A 23,333-nucleotide genomic window follows, 5' to 3' on the forward strand; every position below is an offset into this window, starting at 1 on the left:
TGCGGGGGCGGGCCCGCACACTCGACGGTCGGTGAGGCGATGCGTCCGGGCCGGCCGCACCGGCGGGCGGCGGGCCTGCGACGTACGCGGACCACAGGGGCTGCGGCTACACCGCGCCGCCCGCGAGCCGCCACTCGCGGTGCAGCGTGCCCAGCGGAATCCCCCGCTGGAGGACCGGGGTGCCGAAGACGGACAGCTGGATCTGCAGGGTCCCGCTCAGATCGAGGCCGCCGTAGACGCCCCAGGTACCCGTCGCCGCGGCGTCGGTCTTCGTGCCGGAGCCGGCCGGGGCGGTGACGTCGACGGTGCCCGCGGCCTCACCGCGCAGATACGGGGCCAGGTCGGCGGTGACGCCCACGGCTCCGTACAGGCCGACGGTGGCCTGCGCGCCGAGGGCGGCCTGCACCCCTCCGGCGGTCGTGACCTGGGCGTGCACCGGGGTGCTCGCCATGTGCGACTCGTTGACCGAGGTCCAGCCCCTGGCCGAGTCGTAGGTGCCCCCCGCGTCGAAGTCGCCCTTGAGGTCCTGCTCGATGTCGACGGTGACCCTGCCGTCGCCGCTGATCCGGAAGTAGCAGGTCAGGTCGAGGTTCACGACGACGGGGATCGGGCCGACCTGGAGGACGGGGTCGGCGTGCAGCTTCGCGAACGGCAGCCGGACGGGCTGGGCGGAGGCGGCGGCGCGTCCCTTGAGCGCCCACCGCGAGGTCCAGTCGCCGGAGACACCGAGATGGGCGGTTTTGGGGCCTGCCGCGGTGCCCCCGCCACCGTAGGAGAAGTCGACCTCCGGCTTGACCTGGACGAAGCCGGACACGGTCGCCGCCGCGGAGGCCGACGCCCCCTCGGCCGTGGCGACCCGGGTGGCGACGTCGACCCGCAGGCTGCCGAGCGGGACCTTCGCGCCCTCGGGGCCCGCGTGCACGTCTCCGGCACGCGCCCAGGAGACCTTGACGTCGGGCAGCAGCGGCTCGACGTCGAAGGAGGCGGGATCGACGGGGACGGTGCCCTTCGCCTCGCCGTCGCCGAGCAGCGCGTCCAGGGTCGTCGGCGCGGTCTGCACCTCGGTGCCGTCGGACTTCTCGTCGATCACGTCGGTGACCTTCGCGAGCAGTCCGTCAGGAGCGCCGGGCGCTGGGGCGCTGGCGATGACGTCGCCGACGGCGGTACGGCTCGGCGGCGGTGTCTCTCCGGGGGTCTGCGACGGGGACGGATTCCCCTTGTGCGCGGGGGATATGACGGCGCGCCGGGTGCGGCTGTCGTACGACGTCACCGTCAGCGCGGACTTGTGGGCCCTGCCGCCGGCCGTACCGGGCCGCGCGACGGCGGTCGAGGTGGCCGCGGGCGCGGCGGCGACGGCGAGCGGCCGGCCGTCGTCCGCGGGCGCGGCGGCGGAGGACGTGGCGTCCGGGACACGTTCGGGGGCGGCGGCGGAACGCGGGCCGGGGTCCGAGGAGCAGCCGGCGGCGAGGAGGAGGGCGGATGCGGCGAGCGCGGGCATGACGGCACGCAAGGGCCGCTTGCGGATACGCAAGATCAGTCCTGAGGGGGGTGAGGGTGGGGTGGGGGTGGCAAGGAATTACCAGCGAGTAACTAGATGTGAGCATGCCATGAAGGCGTGAAGACCCGCTTCACCTTTCCGCACCCCTCTGGGGTGATGTGCGCCACGCCGCCCCCCTCAAGGCGGCCGCGGCGCCCCCAACTCACTTGCACATCAGCCGAATTGACACGGCGTCACTTACTCACTCACCCCGTGCGGGCGCACCCCGTCACACCCCGGCCGCACGGGGAACGCGACGGTCCGGGCACCCTCACCTCCCGGTCTCGGGCCCCCAGTACTCCGGGCCGATCCCCCGCCAGTCGATGAGCGGGGACACCGCGATGGTCAGCGGGTCGACATCGAGCCCCGCGCGCCGCAGGAACTCGGACAGGTCGCCCAGGTTGTAGGCCAACCCGAGGCTCTCTCCGTGGACACGGACCCGGCGGCCACCCGTCGGCGCCGGCGGGGACACGATCACAGGCAGCGGTTCGGACATGAATCCAGCCTCGCCTCTCCGGTCCCGGCCTGCATCCCGGCCGGCCGTCTCGCTCGTTCACCGCGCGGCGATATCCGGCCACCGGAGAAGTGTGGGTACGTCATGGCCAGATTCAATCACGTGTTCGATTTCCCGCGCGACCGCGACCTCGAACCCGGCCCCGGCCCCGGCCCCGGCCGTGACAGCCACCGCCACCGCAACCCGCGTCCGCGCCCCGTGCGGCTTGTCGGTCGCCGGCCGCCGCGCGGCCCGCCTCGCCGCTGGTCAGACCCGCGGCCGGTTGATCAGGCCCGACAGGACGATCACGCTCTCCGTCCGCTCGATGACCCGGGCCTCGCGCACCCGCTGGATGGCCCGTTCCAGGTGGGGGATGTCCAGGGCCATCAGGTGCACCATCGCGTCCGCGGCTCCGGAGACCGTGTAGGCCTCGACCACCTCCGGCACGGCCTCCAGGGCCCGCCGCAGTTCGGCGGGGGTCGGATTGCCCTTGCAGTACACCTCGGCGAAGGCCTCGGTCCGCCAGCCCAGCGCCTGGGTGTCGACGAGCGCGGTGAAGCCGCGGATCGTGCCGTCGGCCACGAGCCGGTCCAGGCGCCGCTTCGCCGCCGGTGCGGAGAGCCCGGCGGCGCGGCCGATCTCCGCGTACGTGCTGCGCGCGTCGCTCAGCACACACCGCACGATGTCCTCGTCGATGGCGTCCATGGCCATGTGGCTCGCCCCTTTCGCCGCGCAAGAAATCACCACGCAGGCTCAGTCTTCACAAGAAATCGATCCTAGACGGAAACAAACGGCGATTGTTTGCGTACCGGAACTGTTCGTAGCATCCTCACGCCCCCTCGTCGTCCACCACGGAAGGAGCGTGCGGCATGCGCGCAGTGCTCAGTGCCGAGGAGTCCGCCGCCGTGGAGGCGGTCGACGAAACGGCCGTCGCCACGATGCTGCTCGACACCCTGGCCGTGCCCAGCGTGACGGGAAGCGCCGCCGAGTCCGAGCTCCAGCACCGTCTGGCGCGGGACCTCGGCCGGTCCGGCCTGGACATCGACCTGTGGTCGATGGATCTGCCCGCTCTGCGCGCCGAGCCCGGCTTCCCCGGCATGGAGGTGCCACGCGACGAGGCATGGGGGCTCGTCGCGACGCTGCCCGGCACCGAGGACGGTCCGACCATGATCCTCCAGGGCCATGTCGACGTCGTGCCGCCCGGTGACCTCGCGCAGTGGGCGGGCGCCCCCTTCGTTCCGAGCGTCCGCGGAGACGTCGTGCACGGCCGGGGCGCCTGTGACATGAAGGCCGGGGTCGTCGCCAACGTCGCCGCGCTCGCCGCCATCCGGGCCTCCGGGGTACGGCTGCGCGGCAGCGTGGCGGGCCATTTCGTGGTCGGTGAGGAGGACGGCGGGATCGGGGCCTTCGGGACCCTGCGCCGTGGCCACACCGGCGACGCCTGTGTCATCAGCGAGCCGACCGGCGGCACGCTGGTCACCGCGAACGCCGGTGCCCTGACCTTCCGCATCACCGTGCCGGGCCGGTCCACGCACGCGAGCACCCGCGACGCCGGGGTGAGCGCCATCGACGCCTACGCGCCCATCGCCGCCGCCCTGGCCCGGCTGGAGGCCGCCCGCGGCGAGACGCCCGATCCGCTGATGGCCGAGTACCCCTTCCCGTACAGCGTCTCCGTCGGAATGCTCCAGGCCGGGGACTGGGCCAGCAGCGTGCCGGGACTGCTCGTCGCCGACGGCCGGCTCGGGCTGCAACTCGGCGAGGACCCGACCGCGGCCCGCGCCACGTTCGAACGCTGTGTGGCGGAGGCGTGCGCGGCCGATCCGTGGCTGCGCGGGCATCCCGCGGTCGTCTCGTGGCCCGGCGGCCAGTTCGCCAGCGGGCGGCTCCCGGCCGGCCATCCCCTGCGCGAGACGGTCGGCACCGCGCACGCCGACGCCACCGGCGCCTCCTCGGCCCGGGAACGCGGCGCCCCCTACGGGAGCGACCTGCGGCTCTACGCCGGGGCGGGCATACCGACACTCCAGTACGGCCCCGGGGACGTACGCCTGGCCCACGGCCCCGACGAGCACGTGTCCCTCGCGGAGACGGTCGCCGTCGCCCAGGCGCTGGTCCTGGCGACACTGCGCACCGTGGGAACCCGCTAGGTCCGCCGACCAGGTGGGACCGCGGACCAGGCAGGGCCGAGAAGCAGGTGGGGCCGAGGAGCAGGTCGGGCTGAGGAGCAGGCGGGGCCGAGGACCCCAGGGAGCGTTCAGCGCCCCGCGCGCAGCCGCCAGCCGTGGTCGACCGGTCCGAGGCCGGAGCCGAGCGGGAAGCCCGCCGCGATCGCGCCTGTGACGTACTCCTTCGCCCGGCGCACCGCCTCCGGCACCGTCCGCCCGCGCGCCAGTTCCACCGCGATGGCCGAGGCCAGGGTGCAGCCGGTGCCGTGGGTGTGCCGGTTGTCGTGGCGCGGGGCCCGCAACCAGAGCTGTTCGGCGCCGTCGGTCAGCAGGTCGACGGCCTCGCCGGGCAGATGGCCGCCCTTCACCAGGACCCAACGGGGACCGTAGGACAGCAGCCGTTCCGCGGCCCGGCACATGTCCCGCTCCCCCGTCACCTCGATCCCCGTGAGCTCTGCGGTCTCGTCGAGGTTCGGCGTCGCCACCGTCGCGACCGGCAGCAGCGCGGTCCGTACGGCGTCCAGCGCGTCGTCGGCCAGCAGCCGGTCACCGTGCTTGGAGACGCTCACCGGATCCACCACCACGGGAACGGCGACGTCCGACAGCAGCTCGGCGACGGTCTCGACGAGCAGCGCGGAGCCGAGCATGCCGGTCTTCACCGCCTGCACCCCGATGTCGTCCACCACACTGCGGTACTGCGCGCGGACCGCCTCGGCCGGAAGCTCCCAGGCTCCCTGCACACCGAGGGAGTTCTGCGCGGTGACCGCGGTCAGCACACTCATCCCGTGCGCGCCGAGCGCCAGCATGGTCTTGAGGTCGGCCTGGATGCCGGCTCCGCCGCCCGAGTCCGATCCGGCGACGGTCAGGACGCGGGGCGGGGCGGCGGGGCTGTTCGAGGACATGACGGGTTCGCTCCGTACGAGAGGCGAGACGGGTGGCGGTGACGGATCACGGGTGGCGGGTGAGAGTTGACGGGTGACGGCGGGGCGACGGGGCCGGTGACCGCCGGCGCCCGTGCGTCAGCGGCGCAGCCGCAGCGGCGCGTACACCGCGAGGGCCGCGAGGAACGCCACCCCGTAGGCGAGATCCGCCCCGTGGAGGGCACGGGCGACCGGACCGACGTACAGGCTGGTGCTCATGAACGGCACCGCCGCGGCGAAGGCGCCTACGAACGCCACCAGCGCGGGCCACCACGGCTGCGGACGGGCGCTCTCGGCGGACAGATCGACCGGCGCGCCGGCGCGCGCCCTGGCCCGGACGAGCCAGTCGACGGCGACGATGGCGACGAACCCGGGGATCCAGTAGCCGACGAGCAGCAGCACGTTCTGGAACCGGGTCGTGGTGTCGGCGGCGTGCATCCACAGCACGAGCGGGAAGCCGAGTACGGCAGCCAGCGCGGCTGCGACCGGGCGCGGCAGGCGTACGCCCATGGTCTGCAGGGCGAGTGAGCCGCTGTAGTCGTTCATGGCGTTGCTGCTCAGGGCGGCCAGGGCCACGGCGAGCAGCCCGAAGGCACCGAGGACACCGCCGCCGAGCAGGGTGTCGACACCGCGGGCGGTCTGGTCGGTGAAGACCGAGGCGCCCCACAGGCCGAGCGCCTGGACGGCCACGAAGGACACGCTGACACCGGCGAGCGTGCACCAGAACATGCGCGGCCGGGATGCCGTACGCGGCAGATAGCGGCTGAAGTCGCTGGCGTAGGGGGCCCAGGACAGCGCCAGGCTGAGGGCGATGGTGCAGGTCAGGACGAAGGCCCCGGCCCGGTCGGCGCCGTGCGCGGAGGCGGTGGCCGCGGGGTGGCCGCCGTGCAGGAGCTTCACCGTCAGCGCGGCGAAGGCGGCGGCGAGGGCGAACGTCATCACGGTCTGGAGCCGGTGGATCACCTCGTACCCGAGGACGCCGAGCGCTCCCTGCGCGCCCATCATGACCAGCACACCCAGCCAGAACGGCCAGCCACACAACTGCGCCAGCGCGTCCCCGCCGAACAGGCCGATCAGCGCGTCCCAGGCGATCGAGGACAGCCACTGCAGCGCGCCCGGCACCAGCACGGCCCGTCCGAAGGCGAGCCGGGCGAGCGGCAGCTGTCCGGCGCCGGTCTGGCTGCCCCAGGTGCCGAGGTACGCGGTCGGCACCGCGCCCAGCAGGGTGCCGAGCACGACGGCGGTCAGCGCGGTGGAGAAGTCCAGGCCGAGCGCGACGCCGACGGTACCGGTGAAGACGCCGGTCATCGTCAGGTTGGGGGCGAACCACACGGTGAAGAGGCGGCCGGGGCCGCCGTAGCGGTGGTCCTCCGGCACCGGGGCGATGCCGCGCGCCTCGACGCGCAGATCGCCGGGGGCCTCGGGCATCCGCCCGTCGAAGACGCCCTGCGGGCCCCCGACGGCCACTTCACCACGGGCATACGGCAACGACATGAGACATCCCTCCGCCAGTCCTAACTGGTTCAGGTTCGACGGGTGTGATCTCAGCCCACGTGCGGGCACCCCGTGTCCGGTTCGGCGTCAGGATAGCCCGGCCCGCGCGTACGTCCCAGGCAGGGGGCACACGGACCCGCGCCACCGGGAGCGCGGAGCCCGTGAATCGACGGTGCCACGGGACCGTCCTCAGGAGCCGACGCGCGGCTCCCAGCCCTCGTACGCCGCTGTCAGCAGACCCAGTACGCCGTGCGCGGTGACCTCGCGGGGGTTCGGGTACGCCTGGCCGGCGGCCTGCGCCGCGGCCTCCGCCAAGTCGGCCTCCTCCAGACCGAGTTCGGCGAGGGTGCTCGGCGCGCCCAGGCCCCTGGCGAGCTCCCGCAGGGCGCGCGGGACGTCGTCCGTGCCGAGCGCCCGGGACAGGGTGGCGATCCCCCGGGGCGCGGCGGACGCGTTGTAGGCGAGGACGTAGGGCAGGACCACCGTGTGCGTCTCGGCATGCGGCAGGCCGAAGGTGCCGCCGAGGACATGGCACAGCTTGTGGTGCAGGCCCATGGTGGTGGCGCCGAGGCAGGCACCGCACAGCCACGCGCCGTACAGGGCGCGGCTGCGCGCGGCGAGGTCGCCGGGGGCGGCGGCCACGGCCGGCAGGGCGCCCGTCATCGCCCGGACCCCCTCCTCGGCCATGAGCGGGACGAGGGGCGAGGCGTCGGGCGCGTAGAGGGCCTCGGCGGCGTGCGCGAGGGCGTTGAAGCCGCTCGTCACGGAGAGGGGAACGGGGAGCCCGAGGGTGAGTCCGGGATCGTAGACGACGCTTCGGGGCTGGACGGCGAGGTCGCGTCCGGTGCGCTTGGCGCCGTCCTCGGTCAGACCCCACACCGGGGTCATCTCCGAGCCGGAGTAGGTGGACGGCACGGCGATCAGCGGCAGCCCGGTGCGCAGCGCGATCGCCTTGCCGAGGCCGATCGCCGAGCCTCCGCCGACCGCCACGCAGCCGTCGGCGCGCATCCCGCGGGTCACCTCGACGGCTCGGGCGGCGACCTCGGCGGGTACGTGCATCCGGGCCTCGGCGTGCAGTCCCGCGCACTGGCCGCCCAGCGCGTCGGCGACCGCCCGGGCGGTGGCCTCGCCCCGGCTGCCGCAGACCACCAGTACCCGGTGCAGACCGAGCCGGGCGACCTCGCCGGGGGTCGCGGACACGGCGGCGCCGGGCCGGAAGACGACACGGCCGGGCCGGGTCTCGTACGAGAAGTCGAGCGGGGTGTCCATGGCGCTCATGCCTGCTCCCGGACGAGGTCGAAGCGGGCGTGCCGGAAGGGGGCCGGGAGGCCGAACTCCCCCGGCAGGAACGGGTCGTCGGTCTCGGCGACCTCCTGGACCGGGCTCTTCCCGACGACGAACACGGCGTCATCGGCGTCGGCCGCGGAGTCGGTCATGAAGGCGGTCGGGAGGTCTGTCGTGAAGGCGGTCGGTTCGACGGTCATGCCACTCTCCTGGTCCGGCACACGATGCTGCCAGGCGTGTCCGAGGATGCGCCGCCGCGCCCTCGACGGCAACTCCTGGTGTTCCGTCGCACGGCCATCGGCCATCGATCATCGGTCATCGGGACCGGTCGCCGTCGGCGCTCGCGTCCAGGAAGTGGAAGCCGGGTTCCGGATAGCGCGTGTGGGCCCGGTGCGGGGCGGGCGAGGTGTAGGCGCCCGCGAGGGAGAACACCACGCGGTCACCGGCCCGCAGGCCCTGGGCCCGGACGTCGCGGACCAGGACGTCCTTCGGCGTGCTCAGCTGGCCGGTGAGGGTCGCGCGCTCCCTGCGCACCACGGGACGCGGCCAGGAATACGGCCACGGCTCCACTTCGAGAACGGACCAGGGCCGGTCCTGCCGCCCGGTCTCGGGGGTGCGCAGGTGGACGGCGCCGCCACGGATGACGGCGAAGTCCTCGCTGGAGCCGTGCTCGACGTCCAGCACCTCGCTCGCGTACCAGCCGCAGTACGCGGTCAGCGCGCGGCCGGGCTCGATCCGCAGCGTCAGTTCCGGGTGGTCCGTGACGAGCCGGGCCAGGCCCTCGCCGTACGCGTGCCAGTCGAAGCGGCGCTCGGGGCGGTCGTAGTCCACCGCCATACCGCCCCCGATGTCCACCTCGGTGAGCCGAAGGCCGTTCCGGGCGGCCAGCTCCAGGGTCCAGGCGACGACGGACTCGGCCATCGCCAGATGTTCCTCGGCGTGCACCCCGTTGGCCAAGTGGGCGTGGACGCCGCGCAGTTCGAGGCTCGGATAGCTGCCGTCGGTGAGCAGGCCGACGATCGTGTCGGCCCGGGCCGGATCGAGACCGGAGGCGGTGGGGGACCCGCCGCCGTCCGCCGCGAGAAGGCCGTCGGCCACCGGGAGGTCGAACCGCGGCAGCACCGCCACCCGGCGGTCCGGAACGTGCCGCTGGGCCAGCCCGGCCAGCATGTACAGCTCGTACTCGCTCTCGACCTGGAAGCGTGTCACCCCCCGCTCCAGCGCGTCCGCCAGCTCCGTCGGGGTCTTCTCCGTACCGCCGAAGGCCCGCGGACGGTCCACGGCGGCCTCGGCCACGTGGGCCAGTTCGATGCCGGAGGACACCTTGTATCCGTCGACGTACGGGCCGAGCTCGGCCAGGATCTCCGGTTCTCCGTTGGCCTGGACCGTGTAGTACAGCTCGACGCGATCGGGCAGGGCGGCTCTGACGGACGCGGCGTGGGCGCGCAGTGCTGCCAAGTCGTATACGTAGGCGGGCAGTTCCGTGGGCGACAGGGAGAGGATGCGGTCGCGCACCGCGCGCGGGGGTGTGATCATTGGGGCACTCCGGGTCGTATGGCGCAAGGTGTCGTCGGTACGCGGCGCGGGTGGCGAACGGCCGGACGACATCGCCGACCGGCCTGCGCGTGCTGCGGGGAGCGGGGGCCCGTCGGATACACGGAGCGGAGCCGCCGCGCGCGCTGCGGGGAGCAGGTCCGCGCGCGCTGCGGGGAGCAGGTCCGCGCGCGCCACGGGGAGCAGGTCCGCGCGCGCCACGGGGTGGCCGGTATCCCTCGCGGGACGGGGGTGCGACGTGCGCGCCGGGTCCGCCGCCCGGGGCGGGGTGTCCGAGGGGGGCCGACCGAGCGTCCGGTCCGGCGGGGTGAGCGGGGACCAGGAGAGCACCGCCGCCGCGCTCCGGCAGGCCGACGCCCTCGCTCGCAGGGCTCGCGCCCTGTGGCATCCCACCATCATGCTGATCCGCGACTCCCCACCCGTGGCCCGGACACGATCTCTACCCGGTCAGAGATCCTTAGGCACCTTGAGCCGCTCGCGGACGGGAACCTCCCGGGAGTGTCGCCCCGGCGCACACCACCACCCACGACACCCTCCCATGTCGCGGTTCCGCCGGCGCGTCAGCCGGTGCTGCTCCGGCGCGGCGCACCCCTGGGGCGTGTTGAGGAGGTTCGTCGGGCCGGGAGCCCTCGCGCAGCACGGTGGCGCCGTCGCGTGCGTCGGTACATCGGTACATGGATAGGTCGATACCGGCGAGCACGCGGGCAATGCGGGAGGGAACCTTCCGCCAGGACCGGCAGCCGCCCGGTGGCATGGCGCGGTTGACCGCGGGAGAGATCCACGCCGATCACTGCCGGGCCCAGGGGGCGAGCGCGAACGCTTGGGCGCCTGGGCGCTTGGGCCGCGACGGAGTCCGGGGCCGGCCCGTCACCCGGGCCCGGAAGATTCCTGGAGCGTGGTGTGCGCCCAGTGGTGGATGTGGCAGCGGCCCGGATCGGGGCGGGGCAGGACAGGACAGACCGGTGTGGGGCAGATCGGGGAGGGTCGGGCCGGCGCGAGGGGGCTTGACGCGATCCGGCATGACGTGGTGCCCGGCTCCGTCCGGAACCGGGCACCGCGTCCGGTCAGGTCAGCAGGTGGCCGACGCGGGCAGTCCGCCGTACTGGTCACCCTTGAGATACACGGCGCTCACGTAGCCCTCGGCCAGCCGCACCCACACGTCGTTGACATAGCCGTTGTCGCGGATCGTCTCGCCGTGGGTCCAGCACGACGCGCCGCGCGGATCCCCCGCGGTGACGTGCCCGGTGATACCGGTCTGGCTCGACGGGCCGGAGCGGACGTTGACGTTCACGTACGGCGTGACGGCGTACGGCAGTCCCGCCGCCGCGGCCTGCGCCCCGCCGGCGCCGGTCAGAAGCAGTCCGGCGGCGAACGCGCCGACACCCGCCGTGGTCAACGCCCTGGTCCTCATCCTCATGGTCATGCTGCCCTTCCCCGTGGTGGAGTCCCGGTGCTTCCCGGGTGGGACCGCGCGTCCCGCGTGATCCCACAACGCAGCCTTGCAAGTTCGACGCCGGGCAGGGAACCTCTTTCGACCACGCTCGAATCGTCCCGCCCGGGGGAACCGCGAACCCCCTCACCATGCCGTGCCCGTACAGGGCGGCAGGCCTTGGCGCTTGAGCAGCCACATGTCGCGGCGCACAAAAAGGGCCCTCACAGGCTGTCGCCCGTGAAGACCCTTCGCACCGTCGGGACGACAGGATTTGAACCTGCGACCCCTTGACCCCCAGTCAAGTGCGCTACCAAGCTGCGCCACGTCCCGATGCGTTCCCCCGCGATGTCCCGCAGGATCGTGCGAGCAGAACTTTACCCCACAGCGGGGGCTGCTCCGAAGAGGGCGCGGGGCGAGCGACAATCGGGGCATGAGCGGGACATCCGGAAATCGGCAGAACGGCGCGCGGGATCGGGACAGCGAGGGCAGGGCGCGCAACGCCCGGCCGCGGGACGGGCTGGGCCGCCCACTGCCGTACGGCGCCGACGGCGTCGAGCGGCAGCCCGAGGGCGTCGTACGCGACCCCGAGCGGACGGTGACCGAGGCGCAGGCGCTGCTGGACGCGGGGCGGCCGTTCCACGCGCACGAGGTCTTCGAGGACGCCTGGAAGTCGGGCCCCGAGGACGAGCGCATGCTCTGGCGGGGTTTGGCGCAGCTCGCGGTGGGTCTCACGCACGCGGCCCGGGGCAACACGACGGGCGGCTCCCGGCTGCTGCGGCGCGGCGCGGGAGCCGTCGACGAGTGGCGGGCCGGCGACACCGGCCGGCCCCGCCCCTACGGGCTCGACCTCACCGAACTGACCTCATGGGCAAGGGAGTTGGCGACCGTCGCGGAGCGTGACGGTGCCGCGGTCAGCGCCGGGGCCTGGGCGCCCCGGTTGCGCGGGAGCACGCGCTGAGAGGCCGTTCCACGCTTCGGTCCGGGCCGGGCACGAGCCCCGGGCGGACGCGGTGCGTCCGTTGTCGGTGGCGTGCGGCAGACTCGGGGTGTGCGAAAGATACATGTGATCGGCATCGGCGCGGGCGATCCCGACCAGCTCACCCTCCAGGCGGTCAAGGCGCTGCGGAGCACGGACGTGTTCTTCGTCCTGGGCAAGGGCGAGGCGAAGTCGGACCTCGTCCAGCTGCGCCGTGACATCCTCGACGCCCACCTGCCCGACGGTGCGTACCGCCTGGTCGAGGCCCGCGATCCGGACCGCGACCGGGCAGCCGACGGCGCCGCCTACTCCCCCGCCGTCGGGGACTGGCGCAGCGCCCGTGCCGACATCTGCCAGCGGCTCATCGCCGAGGAGCTGGGTGAGGACGAGAGCGGCGCTTTCCTGGTGTGGGGCGACCCCGCGCTGTACGACAGCACGCTCGGGATCCTGGAGGAGATCCTGGACCGGGGCGCGGTGGCGTTCACGTACGACGTCGTGCCCGGCATCAGCAGTGTCTCCGCGCTCGTCGCCCGGCACCGCACGGGGCTCAACCGGGTGGCCGGGCCCGTCCAGATCACCACGGGCAGGCGTCTCGCGCGGGGCTTTCCCGAAGGCGTCGACGACGTGGTCGTCATGCTCGACGCCCACCAGGCCTTCCAGGGGTACGCCGACCAGGACATCGACATCTACTGGGGCGCGTACATCGGCACACCCGACGAGATCCTCGTCTCCGGCCCGATAGCGGAGGCGGCGCCCCGGATCGAGCGGCTGCGCGCCGAGGCACGCGAGCGCAAGGGCTGGATCATGGACACGTATCTGCTGCGCAGGCGTCCGCGGGGGTAGGACACCCGTCCGCCGCCTTCACCGCGCGGATACCCGCGCGGGTCCGAGGGCAGGGCACACGCGTCGCTCCGTGAGCCGCCCCGGCCCGCCGAGCCGGTCGGCCCCGCGTCAGAGCGGGCCGGACTCCAGGCGGGCCAGGACCGACGCCACGTCCGGTACCGCGGCGACCCCGTCCGGGAGCGGCGGCCGGCGCACGACGACCACGGGCAGGCCCAGCCCGCGAGCGGCGGTGAGCTTGGCGGCCGTCGCCTCTCCCCCGCTGTCCTTCGTCACGAGGACGTCGACGCGGTGCGCGCGCAGCAGGGCCCGCTCGTCGTCCACCGTGAACGGGCCGCGGGCGAGGAGCACTTCGGTGTCCGGCGGCAGCGGCGGCTCCGGCGCCTCCACCGACCGGGCGAGGAAGTGGAGTCCGGCAAGGTGCGCGAAGGCCGCCAGGCCCAGTCGGCCGGTGGTGAGGAAGACCCGGGGGCCCAGCGGCGGGAGGAGCGCGGCGGCCTCGGTGAGTGAGGCGGCGAAGTGCCACCGGTCGTCGGGGCCGGGCCGCCAGCCGGGGCGGCGCAGGACGACCGCCGGGACTCCGGTCGCGGCGGCGGCGCGTACCGCGTTCTCGGTGATGCGGCCGGCGAAGGGGTGCGTGGCGTCGACGACGGCGTCCACCCGCTGCTCGCGCAGCCACCGCGCCAGCCCGTCGGCCCCGCCGAACCCGCCGGTGCGCACGTCCCCTTCGAGCGCACCGGGCCGGGACACCCGCCCCGCGAGGGACGTGGTCACCCGCACTCCGGGGCGGCCCACCAGTTCGGCGGCGAGCCGACGAGCCTCGGTGGTGCCGCCGAGAACCAGGACGTGGGGGGACATGGCGTCGAGCCTACGAGGTGGTCAGCGCAGCAGCAGCTGCACCCCGCCCACCACCGTCGCCGCGATCACCAGCCGTTCGAAGAGCAGCTGGTCGATGCGGTGCACGGCCCATTTACCGAGGAGCGCGCCCGGTACGACGAAGATCGCGAGCGCCGCGTCCAGGAGCAGCGAGTGTCCGTCGATGAGTCCGAGGCCCACGCTGAAGGGCACCTTGGACGTGTTGACGATCAGGAAGAAGAAGGCCGAGGTGCCCAGGAAGCCGAGTTTGCGGAAGCCGGCGGACAGCAGGTACAGCGACATGACCGGGCCGCCGGCGTTGGCGACCATCGTGGTGAACCCGCCGAGGACGCCGTACGAGCGTGCCTTGATCCGGCCCGTCCGGGTCGCGACCGCGTCGGGGTCCTCCTCCTCGGTGGCGGCCCGGCGGCGCCAGAGCGTCACCGCCGCCATCAGCAGCAGGATCGCGCCGATCGAGGTCCGTACCATCCCGTCGTCGGCCCACACCAGGAACAGCGTGCCGAGGACGACGCCCGCCGCGACCGCCGGGAACAGCCGCCACAGCGTGGGCCAGTGGGCGTGCCGCCGGTAGGTCAGTACGGCCAGCACGTCACCGACGATGAGGAGGGGGAGCAGCACGCCGGTGGAGGCGCGGGCGGGCAGTACGGCGGCGAAGATCGCCAGGCTGACCGTGTTGGCACCGCTGACGGCGGTCTTCGAGAAGCCGACGAGCAGTGCCGCGGCGGCGAGGGCGGCGAATTCCCAGCCGGATATGTGCCAGAGCGTCATCGTGTTCATGCGGAAACCGATGCTATGCCCACGCGTCTCGTCCTCGTAAGGCGCGTCCCGTCAGGTGATCCCCGCGCGGGGCCGGTCGCCCCCGGTACCGGTCCCGGGGGCGCGCTCGGCACTCACAGCGACGGGGTCAGGGGCGCTCGACCAGGACCGCGCTGCCCTGGCCGACTCCGACGCACATCGTGGCCAGGCCGCGCCCGGTGTCGTTGCGGCGCATCCGGTGCAGCAGGGTGGTGAGGATGCGGGCTCCGGAGCATCCGAGGGGGTGGCCCAGCGCGATGGCGCCGCCGGTGGGGTTCACCCGCTCCGGGTCGATGCCGAGTTGGTCCACGCAGGCGAGGGCCTGGGCCGCGAACGCCTCGTTGAACTCGGCCTCGTCGAGGTCGCCGACGTTCCAGCCGACCCGCGCCAGCGCCTTGTGCGTGGCGGGAACCGGGCCGATGCCCATGACGTCCGGGTCGACTCCGGCCGAGGCGCCGGCGACGTACCGGCCCAGCGACTCCAGGCCGAGGTCGTTCAGCGCCTCTTCGCCGACGAGGAGCAGTCCGGCAGCTCCGTCGTTCATGGGCGACGCGTTTCCCGCGGTGACCGTGCCGCCCGCGCGGAAGACCGGCTTGAGGCGGGACAGCTTCTCCAGCGAGGTGTCCTCGCGTACGCATTCGTCGGTGTCGACGATCACCCCGTCGGGACGCTCGACGGGCAGCAGTTCGCCGTCGAAGTGCCCGTTCTTGCGGGCGTCCGCGGCACGCTGGTGGCTGCGCAGCGCGAACGCGTCCTGGCGCTCGCGGGAGACGCCGTACCGGGCGGCGACCTCCTCGGCGGTCTCCCCCATCGACAGGAGTCCGTGCAGTTCCTTCATCGCCGGGTTGACGAGCCGCCAGCCGAGCCGGGTGTCGACGGTCTCGATGCGGTGCGGCAGTGCCTCGTCGGGGCGGGGCAGTACGAAGGGGGCCCGGCTCATCGACTCGGAACCGCCGGCGAGCACGATGTCGGCCTCGCCTGCGGCGATGGCGCGGGCCGCCGTGGTGACGGCTTCGAGGCCCGAGGCGCACAGCCGGTTGACGGTCGCGCCGGGCACGGTCTCGGGGAGGCCGGCGAGGAGAACGGCCATGCGCGCGACGTTGCGGTTGTCCTCGCCCGCCTGGTTGGCGGCGCCCCAGTAGACGTCGTCGATCCGGGCCGGGTCGAGCGCGGGCACGTCGGCGAGCAGTCCGCGGATCACGGTCGCGGCGAGGTCGTCGGGCCGCACCCCGGACAGGGCCCCGCGCAGTTTGCCGATGGGGGTGCGGCGGGCCGCCGCGAAGTGGACAGGACGCACGACAGGACTCCTGACGGACACCGAACGACGAGATCAACCATTAATTAGCACCGCTAGTTTTTGACTATAGCCCGCCGTCCGTGCCTTGGAAAGCACAGGCCCGCGGAACCCGGGCTCCGGCAGGCCCCGGGCGGCGGCGCATGGACGAACGTGGGCCACCCCGAGGGGTGGCCCACGTCAGCGCTGGTTCCGACTCGGTCGGACGGTAGCGGTCAGCTGGTCGTGACGGCGGTGTCGTCGACGACGAAGCTGGTCTGGAGCGAGGAGTCCTCCACGCCGCTGAACTTCAGGGCGACGGTGGTGCCGGCGAACGAGGACAGGTCGAAGGTCTTCTGGACGTACCCGGTGGCCTTGTTGAGGTTGGAGTAGGAGGCCAGGGTGGTCGATCCGGCGGTGACCGTCAGCTTGTCGTAGGCGGTGCTGGTCGTGGTCTCCGCGGTGTCGATGTGCAGGTAGAAGGTGTAGCTGGCCTTGCAGCCGGCGGGGATCGTCACCGACTGGGAGAGGGTGTCGGTGTGGGTGGAGCCGTAGCCGTCGAGCCAGGCCTTGTAGGAGCCGCCGTGCGCCGCCTCACCGGTGTCGGTCGTGATGACGCCGCTCGACGCGGTCCACGAGGTGCTGCCCGACTCGAAGCCCGGGTTGCCGAGCAACTGCGCCGGGGTGCAGGTGCCACCGCCCCCCGAGGAGACGGTCCAGGTGAAGGACGCGGTACCGGTCGCGCCGGTGCTGTCCGTGACGGTGACCGTGGTGCTGTAGGTGCCGGCCGTGGTCGGTGTCCCGGTGATCGCGCCGGTGGAGCCGTTGATCGACAGGCCGGTGGGCAGACCCGTCGCGGCGTAGCTCAGCGAGCCGCTGTTGGTGCTGCTGGCGGAGACCTGCAGGCTCACCGCGGTACCGACGGTGGAGGACTGGCTGCCCGGGTTGGTGACGGTCACACCGTTCGACGGCGGGGTGACGTGGCTGCCGACGGCGATGCCCGCGAAGGCGTTCGCCACCCCCGCGTACTGGGTGGAGTTGGCGCCGTACAGCGCGGTGGCGGCGTTGAGCGCGGCGGTTCGGGCCGCGGCGTAGTTGGTGCTGGACGTCATGTACGACGTCAGCGCCTTGTACCAGATCTGCAGGGCGGCGGCCCGGCCGATGCCCGCGACGGCGACCCCGTCGGACGTGGTGCTGTTGTAGGTGACGCCGTTGATCACCTTGGTGCCGCTGCCCTCCGAGAGCAGGTAGAACATATGGTTCGCCGGACCCGAGGAGTAGTGGACGTCCAGGTTGCCGACCCCGGAGTACCAACTGTCCGCCGAGCCGCCGTCCTTGCTGGGCTTGTCCATGTAGCGCAGCGGGGTGCCGTCGCCGTTGATGTCGATCTTCTCGCCGATGAGGTAGTCACCGGGGTCGGACGTGTTGTTGGCGTAGAACTCGACGCCGGTGCCGAAGATGTCGGAGGTCGCCTCGTTCAGACCGCCGGACTCGCCGGTGTAGTTGAGGCCCGCGGTGTTGGAGGTGACGCCGTGGCTCATCTCGTGGCCGGCCACGTCCAGCGCGGTCAGCGGGTCCGCGTTGCCGGAACCGTCGCCGTACGTCATGCAGAAGCAGCTGTCGTCCCAGAACGCGTTGACGTACGCGTTGCCGTAGTGGACCCGGGAGTAGGCGCCGACACCGTTGTTCTTGATGCCGCTGCGGTTGAACGTGTTCTTGTAGAAGTCCCACGTCTCCGCGGCGCCGTAGTGCGCGTCGGCGCCGGCCGTCGCGGCGTTGGACGTGGTGCCGTTGCCCCAGGTGTCGCTGGTCTGCGAGAAGAGCGTGCCGGTGCCGGACGTCCCCCGGTTCAGGTTGTACGTCTTGTGGCCGCCGCGGGCGCCGTCGGTCAGCGTGAAGTTGGAGCCCGACTGCGTCGTCGTCAGGGTCACCTGGCCGCTGTACTGCGTGTTGCCGACGCCGGTCTCGATGCCCTGGTAGCGGTAGAGCTCGTTACCGGTGGTGGCGTCGGTGATGACGTGCAGCTGACTCGGTGTGCCGTCGTCCTGGAAGCCGCCGATCACGGTCTCCCAGGCAAGCTTCGGGGTGCCGTTGCCGGCCCAGATCACCTTGCGGGCGCTGTCGGTGGCGGCCTTCTCGGCGACCAGGGACCTCGCGGCCTTCAGCGCCTTGCCGGCGGCGGCCGACTTGCTGAAGGTCGCGGTGGTCGAGGCGACCTTGATGGTGCGCTTGTTGTTGAAGGTGCTGCTCACCGTGCCGGCGGCCAGCGAGGCCGGCGGGGTGTGCACGACCACGTCGCCGCCCAGTACCGGCAGACCGGCGTAGGTCCGCTCGTAGCGGGTGTGCAGCGTGCCGTCCTGGTCCTTGACGACATCCCTGACGACCAGCTTCTCCTTGGCCCCGAGGCCGAGGGTGCCGGCGGTCGCCGTCGTCTTCTGCGCCGCGCTCTTCAGCAGGGCCGCGCGCTGGGCCGGGGTGAGTTTGGCCTCAAGCCCTCCGCTGCGCAACGGACTGGGGTGGGGGGCGGCGGGCTTGGCGACCGCCGGAACCGTCTGTATGCCGACGGCCAGCATCGCGGCGGTGACCGCAAGTGCTCCGGCTGCGGCCGCCTGACGGGGGATTCGTCTCACTCGTACTCCTACTGCTGCGGTCGCGGGGACGACCGGTGACAGCCCGGACAGACGGGATGTGCTGCCCGGGACGAGCTGAGCAGTGCGGTGCGGGGCCCCTGCGCAGGCCGTGGGGGCCTGTCCGGCAGGTGGAGGAAGGATGGCAGGTTGACGCATCCATGTCATGCATCCTCGGGGCATTCGAGGGTTAACCCTCGGCAGAGGCCGCCCCGGCCCGGATGGCGGCACGGCCCCGACGGGCGGAGGATGGACGCGAGGGGCGGCGCACGGCCGGACCGGCCGGTACCGCCACGAGGGAGGTCGGCACGGTCGGCATGACCGACGGGCGACGCGTTCTCGCTCCGGGCGTGGCCGAATCCGTCCACCTCACCGTTCGCGACCCGGTCGCGGGAACCCGTAAACCGGGCCCACGCCGGTCCGAGTCCGCGCAACCGATCGCGGGAGCCGAGAGCCGCCGGATCCACCACGACCGGCCTGCCGCCCACTTCGGACGACACCCGCGTGGATCAGGGCGCCGAGAGCGAGCCGGACCCGGCGACACCTTCGTTCACCAGTCCACCCCCACCCCTTCCACCCCGCTGCCTTCCCCCTGCCCTCATGCCCGTCCGTCCGTCCACCCGTTGGCCCCTTCGCCCGGCATCCCGTCCGCCGGGCGGGATGCCGGGGCCCGCGGCGACCGGCGGGCCGTGGTGCCCTACTTGGCCGGAGGCATGACGACGGAATATGCGAACACGGAACGGGGTAACTCCGAAGAGCACGGCGACGCACCGGGCCGTGCCGGCCGGGAGAGACCCCCTTTCCCGGCAGCACCCCTGAGGCACGCGCCTGTTCCTCCAGGGCTGGGGCAGATGACTCCGCGGCGCCCGAACCGGGCGGCGTGGAAGCCGGTCGTACGAGTCCAAGGAGGCGCAATGACCCGCCAGATCCGTATTCGTACCAGCCGCCGGACCACCTCGGGGCGCGAGGTCAAGATGGAGATCGACCGGCGGACACCTTCAGGGCGAATCCTCCCCTACTGATGCGAACTCCCCCTTCCCAGGGGCCTGTTCGGACGCGGGGCGCGGAGCGCGGCGGCGTGGGTCAGCTCGCGGTGCGGCGGATGCGTCCCGCGTAGCGCTCCTCCAGTACCAGGTTGCCCTCGAAGCCTCCGGGAACGTTGGCCGACACGTAGACCGGCGGCCTGACACCGGCGGCGAGCAGGAGTGCGGCGCTCTCCGCGACGGCCATCTGCACGAGCATCACCCCGGTGAGGGTGGACAGCGCGCAGACGGCGCCGCCGCCCGGGAGTTCGAGCAGCGCGTCGCCCCTCGGCGCGGCGTTGTCCAGGACGACGTCGGCGAGGTCGGCCAGCTTCCGTCCGCTCGGGTGCGAGGCGGGCACCGCCCGTGTGTGGGCCAGCGAGGTGACGGCCAGGACGCGGTGCCCGCGCTCCTTGGCGTGCAGGGCCATCTCCACGACCACGTTGTTGACGCCCGAGTTCGAGACGACGACGAAGAGGTCCTCGGGCCGCGGCTCCACGAGCGCGTAGATCCGGGCGGCCACACCGGACCGCCGCTCCAGGAGCGGATCGGCGAGGACGTCCGGCCGCTCGCCTCCGTACAGCACCAGGTCGGCGATGCTCAGGCGGTTGGTCGGCACCAACCCCCCGGCCCGGCCCGCGATCTCGAGCACCAGGGCCTGGGAGTGCCCGGTGCCGAACGCCTGGACGACGCCCTCCGCGCGTACACAGTCCGCGATCAGCCCGGCGGCACGCCGCACGTCGTCGCGGGCGGACGCGGTGATGCCGTCGAGGACGGCGAGGCTCTCGCGCGCGAAGCTGTCGGCACTGACGGACCCTGCGGACACGTGGCACTCCCCACCGGTGGATCGAACCACCACTTCTGGCGACGCTGCATGAATGGCCGAACCCTACCCCGTTCCCGGTCCGGCCATTCAAGCTGCCGGTCAGACGATGGCTGGTACATTCACAGCTCGAGCATCCCGAGCATCCCGGGGGTGCCGGAGGTGCCGGGACGTACGCGGCGCCCCGGATGTACGCAGAGCCGAGGAGATCGGGCAGAGCATGGAACGGACCGGCGCCGGCAGCGGGATGCCCCCGACGGATGTCACCGCACTGATCCGTACCGAACTGCCGCGGCTGACCGGCTCCTTGCGCAAGGTCGGCGAGCTGATCCTCGACGACCCGGCCGCTGCCACCCACTGCTCCGCCGCCGAACTGGGCCGCCGTACCGGCACCTCGCAGGCGACCGTCACCCGGTTCTGCCGGGCCGTCGGTCTCGACTCCTACCAGCACCTGCTGATCGCGCTGGCCCAGGAGCGCGGCCGCGGCGAGGTCTCGGACTGGGGCACCGCCGAGATCGGCTCCGACATCTCGCCCGACGACGACCTCGAACGGGTCGTCGCCGTGGTCGGCAGCGCGGACCTGCGCGCGGTCCAGCAGACCGTCGACCGGATCGACCTCGACGCGCTGGAGCGCGCGGCCCAGGCCGTGGCGCGCGCCCGACGAGTCGACGTGTACGGCGTCGGCGGCAGCGGTGCGGTGGCGCTGGAGACCGAGGTCCGCCTCTTCCGCATCGGCTGCGCGGTGCGCGGCTGGACCGAGGTGCACGCGGCGGCCACCTCGGCGGCCCTGCTCACCCCGGCCGACGTCGCCATCGGCATCTCCCACTCCGGGTCGACCCGCGAGACCATCGAGCCCTTCGAACTCGCCAGGGAGCGCGGCGCCACCACCGTGGCGATCACCGCGGACCCGCGCTCGCCGCTCGCCCGCGCCGCGGACGTCCGGCTGATCTCCGCCTCGTCCGAGACCAGCTTCCGCACCGGCAGCATCGGCGCCCGTCACTCCGTCCTGGTCCTCATCGACTGCCTGTACGTACGGGTCGCGCAACTGTCGTACACGCGGGCCAGCGCCTCGCTGACGTTGACCGGCCACATCGCGGGGCAGCACGCGGTGCCCTCCCGTCGCGCCCGCTGAGCCCGCCCTCCCGGCCCCGCATGTCCTTGGGCGGCCCGCCCTCGCACCGCCGCCCCCTGCTTCCGGGCTCCCTGCCGGGTCCGCGCGAGGTCGGTCGGTCACACGGCCCCGGCGGCGTGCGGCGGGCCGCCGTGGCCGAGCCGGGCCAGCGCCACGGCCCCCCGGCAGCCGTCCGCCACCCGGTCGACCGTCAGCCCCAGATGCTCCAGCCGTCCGGTCAGTGATGCCGCCAGCGGACCGTCCGGGCCGGCCAACCCGCCCGTGACGACGATCCGTTCACCCGGCCGAGGGTCCAACGCGCTCACCGCGGCCGTCAGATGGTCCACCGCCTCGCGCAGGATCGCCTCCGCGACCGGGTCCTTGTCGCGGGCCGCCTCGGCCACCAGCGGAGCGAGCCGGGCGAGCGCGATCGGCGGCTGTGCCATCACGGTGGGCAGCAGCCGCATGCGGTAGGCCTCGCGCCGCGCCCCGGACCACCCCGCCACGGCACCCTCGGCCCGCCCGTCCCTCTCGGCCCCCTCCGTGCCCCCGGCCTCCTCGGTCCCCTCAGCCCCTCCAGCCCCTCCAGCCCCTCCAGCCCCATCGAGGAGATCGACGGGCAGTCCCAGAGCCAGGCCGACGGACCGGGCCAGCGTCGTGGGTGCGCCGCGCCCGTCCGCCATGCGCAGGGCCGCGCGTACCGCGCCGCGCCCGATCCAGAACCCGCTGCCCTCGTCACCGAGCAGCCAGCCGTCGCCGTCCACGGTGGCCACGCAGCGGCGGCCTGCGATACGGGTCGCGACCGCTCCGGTGCCGGCGACCAGGGCCAGCCCGTCGGCGGGAGTTCCTGGCGCCGAGGCGAAGGCCGCCTCGGCGTCGCTGCTCACACCGACCGTCCGCGGCGCGATGCCCAGCCGCCGCAGCGCCTCGGTCAGGGCCGCGAGGGCGTTCAGCCTCCCTGGGTCCCCGACCGCGAATTCCGCCCATCCCGCGGAGCCCGCGAATCCGCCGACCACGGCCACGACACTTCCGCGTACGCGCTCCGGCACCGACCGGCCGATGGCCTCGGCGAGGTGATCGGTGAGGCGCGGCAGCGGAACCGTCAGGGCGTTGCCCGGTCCAGCGGCGGCCTCGCCCACGGTGCGTCCGGTCGCGGCGGACGCCAGAACGGCACGGGTGCGCGTGCCTCCGGCGTCCAGCCCGACCACGAGATCCTGGTTCAACTCATTACTCATCGCCCACCATGGTGGTTGACCCATTCACCTGGAACAAGCCCTCGCGGTGGTGGACGTGGATCCGCGGCGCACCCTCCTCTTCAGCGGACGGGCGTTCGTCCACGAAGGAGGCGCCGTTCCCCGTGTCGCGTCGAGCGGCGCACGCGAATCCGGAGGGGTTGAAAGTATGATCAGCCAATGTCTGACATGACCGAGACCACGCCCGGCTGGCTGACCCCCGACGAGCTCGAGATGGCGCGGGCCCGTATGCCGATCCTGTACGTCGAGGCCGTGCCGGTGCGCGTCGACGACAACGGCGAAGTCACCAGCATCGGACTGCTGCTGCGCATAGGGCCCGACGGAACCGTCAGCCGCACCCTCGTCTCCGGCCGCGTGCTGCACCACGAGCGGGTCCGTGACGCCCTGCTGCGGAATCTGGAGAAGGACCTCGGGCCGGTGGCACTGCCCCGCATCCCCACCTCCCTGCAGCCGTTCACCGTCGCCGAGTACTTCCCGACACAGGGCATCACGCCCTTCCACGATCCACGCCAGCACGCGGTGTCACTCGCCTACATCGTCCCGGTCACCGGCGACTGCCGTCCCCGGCAGGACGCCCTCGACCTGGTCTGGTTCAGCCCGGAGGAGGCGTCGACGTCCGTGGTCCTCAACGAGATGCCGGGTGGTCACGGCGCCCTCCTCAAGCAGGCCCTCGCCCACGTGGGCCGCCTGTCCTGAACCCGCCGGGAGCGCCCCGGCCGAAGTCCGGCGCCGACCTCGGCCGGACCGGCGAGCACCGTATGACCCTCTTCCGGTGGTCGGCCGGCTCCCGGCCCAGCCCAGCCCAGGGGTGCTCGTGCCCAGGGGTGGTCGTGCGGCCTCCGCGTCCGCGGCTCCCTCGCG

General features: G+C 73.2%; 19 protein-coding genes, 1 tRNA gene, 1 pseudogene and 1 riboswitch. Of the genes and pseudogenes, 5 read left to right on the plus strand and 16 right to left on the minus strand.

What is annotated here, in order from left to right:
* Positions 1-106: 106 nt before the first annotated feature.
* The 3 genes from ABZV34_RS15520 to ABZV34_RS15530 all read right to left on the minus strand — a co-directional run bounded on the left by ABZV34_RS15520 (position 107) and on the right by ABZV34_RS15530 (position 2,735).
* Positions 107-1,498: a hypothetical protein gene (locus tag ABZV34_RS15520; RefSeq protein ID WP_356275694.1), complete on the minus strand. Its 1,392-nt coding sequence runs from the start codon at positions 1,496-1,498 to the stop codon at positions 107-109.
* Positions 1,499-1,808: 310 nt separating this feature from the next.
* Positions 1,809-2,033: a hypothetical protein gene (locus ABZV34_RS15525; protein WP_356275641.1), complete on the minus strand. Its 225-nt coding sequence runs from the start codon at positions 2,031-2,033 to the stop codon at positions 1,809-1,811.
* Positions 2,034-2,297: 264 nt separating this feature from the next.
* The gene (locus ABZV34_RS15530) at positions 2,298-2,735 is read right to left on the minus strand and encodes an Lrp/AsnC family transcriptional regulator (RefSeq protein WP_356275697.1); all 438 of its coding nucleotides are present in this window, start codon (positions 2,733-2,735) and stop codon (positions 2,298-2,300) included.
* Between the two features lie 164 nt (positions 2,736-2,899).
* On the opposite strand from ABZV34_RS15530, the gene ABZV34_RS15535 reads away from it, so the two are divergent.
* Positions 2,900-4,174, plus strand: coding sequence for an ArgE/DapE family deacylase (locus ABZV34_RS15535; RefSeq protein WP_356275644.1), 1,275 nt, complete (start codon positions 2,900-2,902; stop codon positions 4,172-4,174).
* Between the two features lie 107 nt (positions 4,175-4,281).
* Here the strand turns inward: ABZV34_RS15535 and thiD are convergent, their stop codons facing one another.
* The 7 genes and pseudogenes from thiD to ABZV34_RS15570 form a co-directional block, all read right to left on the minus strand.
* Positions 4,282-5,094, minus strand: coding sequence for a bifunctional hydroxymethylpyrimidine kinase/phosphomethylpyrimidine kinase (thiD, locus tag ABZV34_RS15540; protein ID WP_356275647.1), 813 nt, complete (start codon positions 5,092-5,094; stop codon positions 4,282-4,284).
* A 117-nt stretch (positions 5,095-5,211) separates the two neighbouring features.
* Positions 5,212-6,606, minus strand: coding sequence for a cytosine permease (locus ABZV34_RS15545; RefSeq protein ID WP_356275650.1), 1,395 nt, complete (start codon positions 6,604-6,606; stop codon positions 5,212-5,214).
* A riboswitch (TPP riboswitch) is annotated at positions 6,596-6,689 on the minus strand. (Overlaps the previous gene by 11 nt.)
* Before the next feature lie 106 nt (positions 6,690-6,795).
* Positions 6,796-7,875 carry a maleylacetate reductase gene (locus tag ABZV34_RS15550; protein ID WP_356275700.1) on the minus strand — a complete coding sequence of 360 codons (1,080 nt, stop codon included), beginning with the start codon at positions 7,873-7,875 and terminating at the stop codon, positions 6,796-6,798.
* A gap of 5 nt (positions 7,876-7,880) precedes the next feature.
* Positions 7,881-8,015, minus strand: a pseudogene (locus ABZV34_RS15555) (6-chlorohydroxyquinol-1,2-dioxygenase); the annotation flags it as partial.
* Between the two features lie 190 nt (positions 8,016-8,205).
* Positions 8,206-9,426 carry a type III PLP-dependent enzyme gene (locus ABZV34_RS15560; RefSeq protein WP_356275653.1) on the minus strand — a complete coding sequence of 407 codons (1,221 nt, stop codon included), beginning with the start codon at positions 9,424-9,426 and terminating at the stop codon, positions 8,206-8,208.
* Between the two features lie 1,087 nt (positions 9,427-10,513).
* Positions 10,514-10,867 carry an SH3 domain-containing protein gene (locus tag ABZV34_RS15565; RefSeq protein ID WP_356275656.1) on the minus strand — a complete coding sequence of 118 codons (354 nt, stop codon included), beginning with the start codon at positions 10,865-10,867 and terminating at the stop codon, positions 10,514-10,516.
* 265 nt (positions 10,868-11,132) lie between these two features.
* Positions 11,133-11,206 (minus strand) — tRNA-Pro (locus ABZV34_RS15570).
* Positions 11,207-11,306: 100 nt separating this feature from the next.
* Between ABZV34_RS15570 and ABZV34_RS15575 the strand changes: the two genes are divergently transcribed.
* Complete coding sequence (locus ABZV34_RS15575; RefSeq protein ID WP_356275659.1) at positions 11,307-11,834, plus strand: DUF309 domain-containing protein; 528 nt, start codon at positions 11,307-11,309, stop codon at positions 11,832-11,834.
* Positions 11,835-11,924: 90 nt separating this feature from the next.
* Positions 11,925-12,695 carry a precorrin-6A synthase (deacetylating) gene (gene cobF / locus ABZV34_RS15580; RefSeq protein ID WP_356275662.1) on the plus strand — a complete coding sequence of 257 codons (771 nt, stop codon included), beginning with the start codon at positions 11,925-11,927 and terminating at the stop codon, positions 12,693-12,695.
* A gap of 108 nt (positions 12,696-12,803) precedes the next feature.
* On the opposite strand, the gene ABZV34_RS15585 is transcribed toward cobF, so the two are convergent.
* From ABZV34_RS15585 to ABZV34_RS15605, 5 genes are all read right to left on the minus strand, one after another.
* A complete protein-coding gene (locus ABZV34_RS15585) occupies positions 12,804-13,550 on the minus strand; it encodes a cobalt-precorrin-6A reductase (RefSeq protein WP_356275665.1) in 747 nt (248 codons plus the stop codon).
* Between the two features lie 21 nt (positions 13,551-13,571).
* Positions 13,572-14,345 carry a sulfite exporter TauE/SafE family protein gene (locus tag ABZV34_RS15590; RefSeq protein ID WP_356275668.1) on the minus strand — a complete coding sequence of 258 codons (774 nt, stop codon included), beginning with the start codon at positions 14,343-14,345 and terminating at the stop codon, positions 13,572-13,574.
* Between the two features lie 127 nt (positions 14,346-14,472).
* Positions 14,473-15,660: a thiolase family protein gene (locus ABZV34_RS15595; RefSeq protein ID WP_356275671.1), complete on the minus strand. Its 1,188-nt coding sequence runs from the start codon at positions 15,658-15,660 to the stop codon at positions 14,473-14,475.
* Positions 15,661-15,872: 212 nt separating this feature from the next.
* Complete coding sequence (locus ABZV34_RS15600) at positions 15,873-18,209, minus strand: M4 family metallopeptidase (RefSeq protein WP_356275703.1); 2,337 nt, start codon at positions 18,207-18,209, stop codon at positions 15,873-15,875.
* Between the two features lie 1,137 nt (positions 18,210-19,346).
* Positions 19,347-20,111 (minus strand): SIS domain-containing protein, encoded by a 765-nt coding sequence (locus ABZV34_RS15605; RefSeq protein ID WP_356275674.1) that lies wholly within the window; start codon positions 20,109-20,111, stop codon positions 19,347-19,349.
* A gap of 244 nt (positions 20,112-20,355) precedes the next feature.
* On the opposite strand from ABZV34_RS15605, the gene ABZV34_RS15610 reads away from it, so the two are divergent.
* Complete coding sequence (locus ABZV34_RS15610; protein WP_356275706.1) at positions 20,356-21,240, plus strand: MurR/RpiR family transcriptional regulator; 885 nt, start codon at positions 20,356-20,358, stop codon at positions 21,238-21,240.
* Between the two features lie 98 nt (positions 21,241-21,338).
* Here the strand turns inward: ABZV34_RS15610 and ABZV34_RS15615 are convergent, their stop codons facing one another.
* On the minus strand, positions 21,339-22,454 hold the full coding sequence (locus tag ABZV34_RS15615; protein ID WP_356275677.1) for a BadF/BadG/BcrA/BcrD ATPase family protein: 1,116 nt from the start codon (positions 22,452-22,454) through the stop codon (positions 21,339-21,341).
* Positions 22,455-22,631: 177 nt separating this feature from the next.
* On the opposite strand from ABZV34_RS15615, the gene ABZV34_RS15620 reads away from it, so the two are divergent.
* The gene (locus tag ABZV34_RS15620; RefSeq protein ID WP_329291891.1) at positions 22,632-23,168 is read left to right on the plus strand and encodes an NUDIX hydrolase family protein; all 537 of its coding nucleotides are present in this window, start codon (positions 22,632-22,634) and stop codon (positions 23,166-23,168) included.
* Positions 23,169-23,333 lie beyond the last annotated feature (165 nt).

Source organism: Streptomyces sp. NPDC005195 (genome assembly GCF_040608315.1).
GTDB classification, from domain to species: Bacteria; Actinomycetota; Actinomycetes; order Streptomycetales; family Streptomycetaceae; genus Streptomyces; species Streptomyces kaempferi.

What these genes read in the sequence shown, in the direction of transcription:
- ABZV34_RS15520 (WP_356275694.1), bottom strand. Translation starts at nt 1,498, where the DNA reads ATGCCCGCGCTCGCCGCATCCGCCCTCCTCCTCGCCGCCGGCTGCTCC.
- ABZV34_RS15525 (WP_356275641.1), bottom strand. Translation starts at nt 2,033, where the DNA reads ATGTCCGAACCGCTGCCTGTGATCGTGTCCCCGCCGGCGCCGACGGGT.
- ABZV34_RS15530 (WP_356275697.1), bottom strand. Translation starts at nt 2,735, where the DNA reads ATGGACGCCATCGACGAGGACATCGTGCGGTGTGTGCTGAGCGACGCG.
- ABZV34_RS15535 (WP_356275644.1), top strand. Translation starts at nt 2,900, where the DNA reads ATGCGCGCAGTGCTCAGTGCCGAGGAGTCCGCCGCCGTGGAGGCGGTC.
- thiD (WP_356275647.1), bottom strand. Translation starts at nt 5,094, where the DNA reads ATGTCCTCGAACAGCCCCGCCGCCCCGCCCCGCGTCCTGACCGTCGCC.
- ABZV34_RS15545 (WP_356275650.1), bottom strand. Translation starts at nt 6,606, where the DNA reads ATGTCGTTGCCGTATGCCCGTGGTGAAGTGGCCGTCGGGGGCCCGCAG.
- ABZV34_RS15550 (WP_356275700.1), bottom strand. Translation starts at nt 7,875, where the DNA reads ATGGACACCCCGCTCGACTTCTCGTACGAGACCCGGCCCGGCCGTGTC.
- ABZV34_RS15560 (WP_356275653.1), bottom strand. Translation starts at nt 9,426, where the DNA reads ATGATCACACCCCCGCGCGCGGTGCGCGACCGCATCCTCTCCCTGTCG.
- ABZV34_RS15565 (WP_356275656.1), bottom strand. Translation starts at nt 10,867, where the DNA reads ATGACCATGAGGATGAGGACCAGGGCGTTGACCACGGCGGGTGTCGGC.
- ABZV34_RS15575 (WP_356275659.1), top strand. Translation starts at nt 11,307, where the DNA reads ATGAGCGGGACATCCGGAAATCGGCAGAACGGCGCGCGGGATCGGGAC.
- ABZV34_RS15585 (WP_356275665.1), bottom strand. Translation starts at nt 13,550, where the DNA reads ATGTCCCCCCACGTCCTGGTTCTCGGCGGCACCACCGAGGCTCGTCGG.
- ABZV34_RS15590 (WP_356275668.1), bottom strand. Translation starts at nt 14,345, where the DNA reads ATGAACACGATGACGCTCTGGCACATATCCGGCTGGGAATTCGCCGCC.
- ABZV34_RS15600 (WP_356275703.1), bottom strand. Translation starts at nt 18,209, where the DNA reads ATGCTGGCCGTCGGCATACAGACGGTTCCGGCGGTCGCCAAGCCCGCC.
- ABZV34_RS15610 (WP_356275706.1), top strand. Translation starts at nt 20,356, where the DNA reads ATGCCCCCGACGGATGTCACCGCACTGATCCGTACCGAACTGCCGCGG.
- ABZV34_RS15615 (WP_356275677.1), bottom strand. Translation starts at nt 22,454, where the DNA reads ATGAGTAATGAGTTGAACCAGGATCTCGTGGTCGGGCTGGACGCCGGA.
- ABZV34_RS15620 (WP_329291891.1), top strand. Translation starts at nt 22,632, where the DNA reads ATGTCTGACATGACCGAGACCACGCCCGGCTGGCTGACCCCCGACGAG.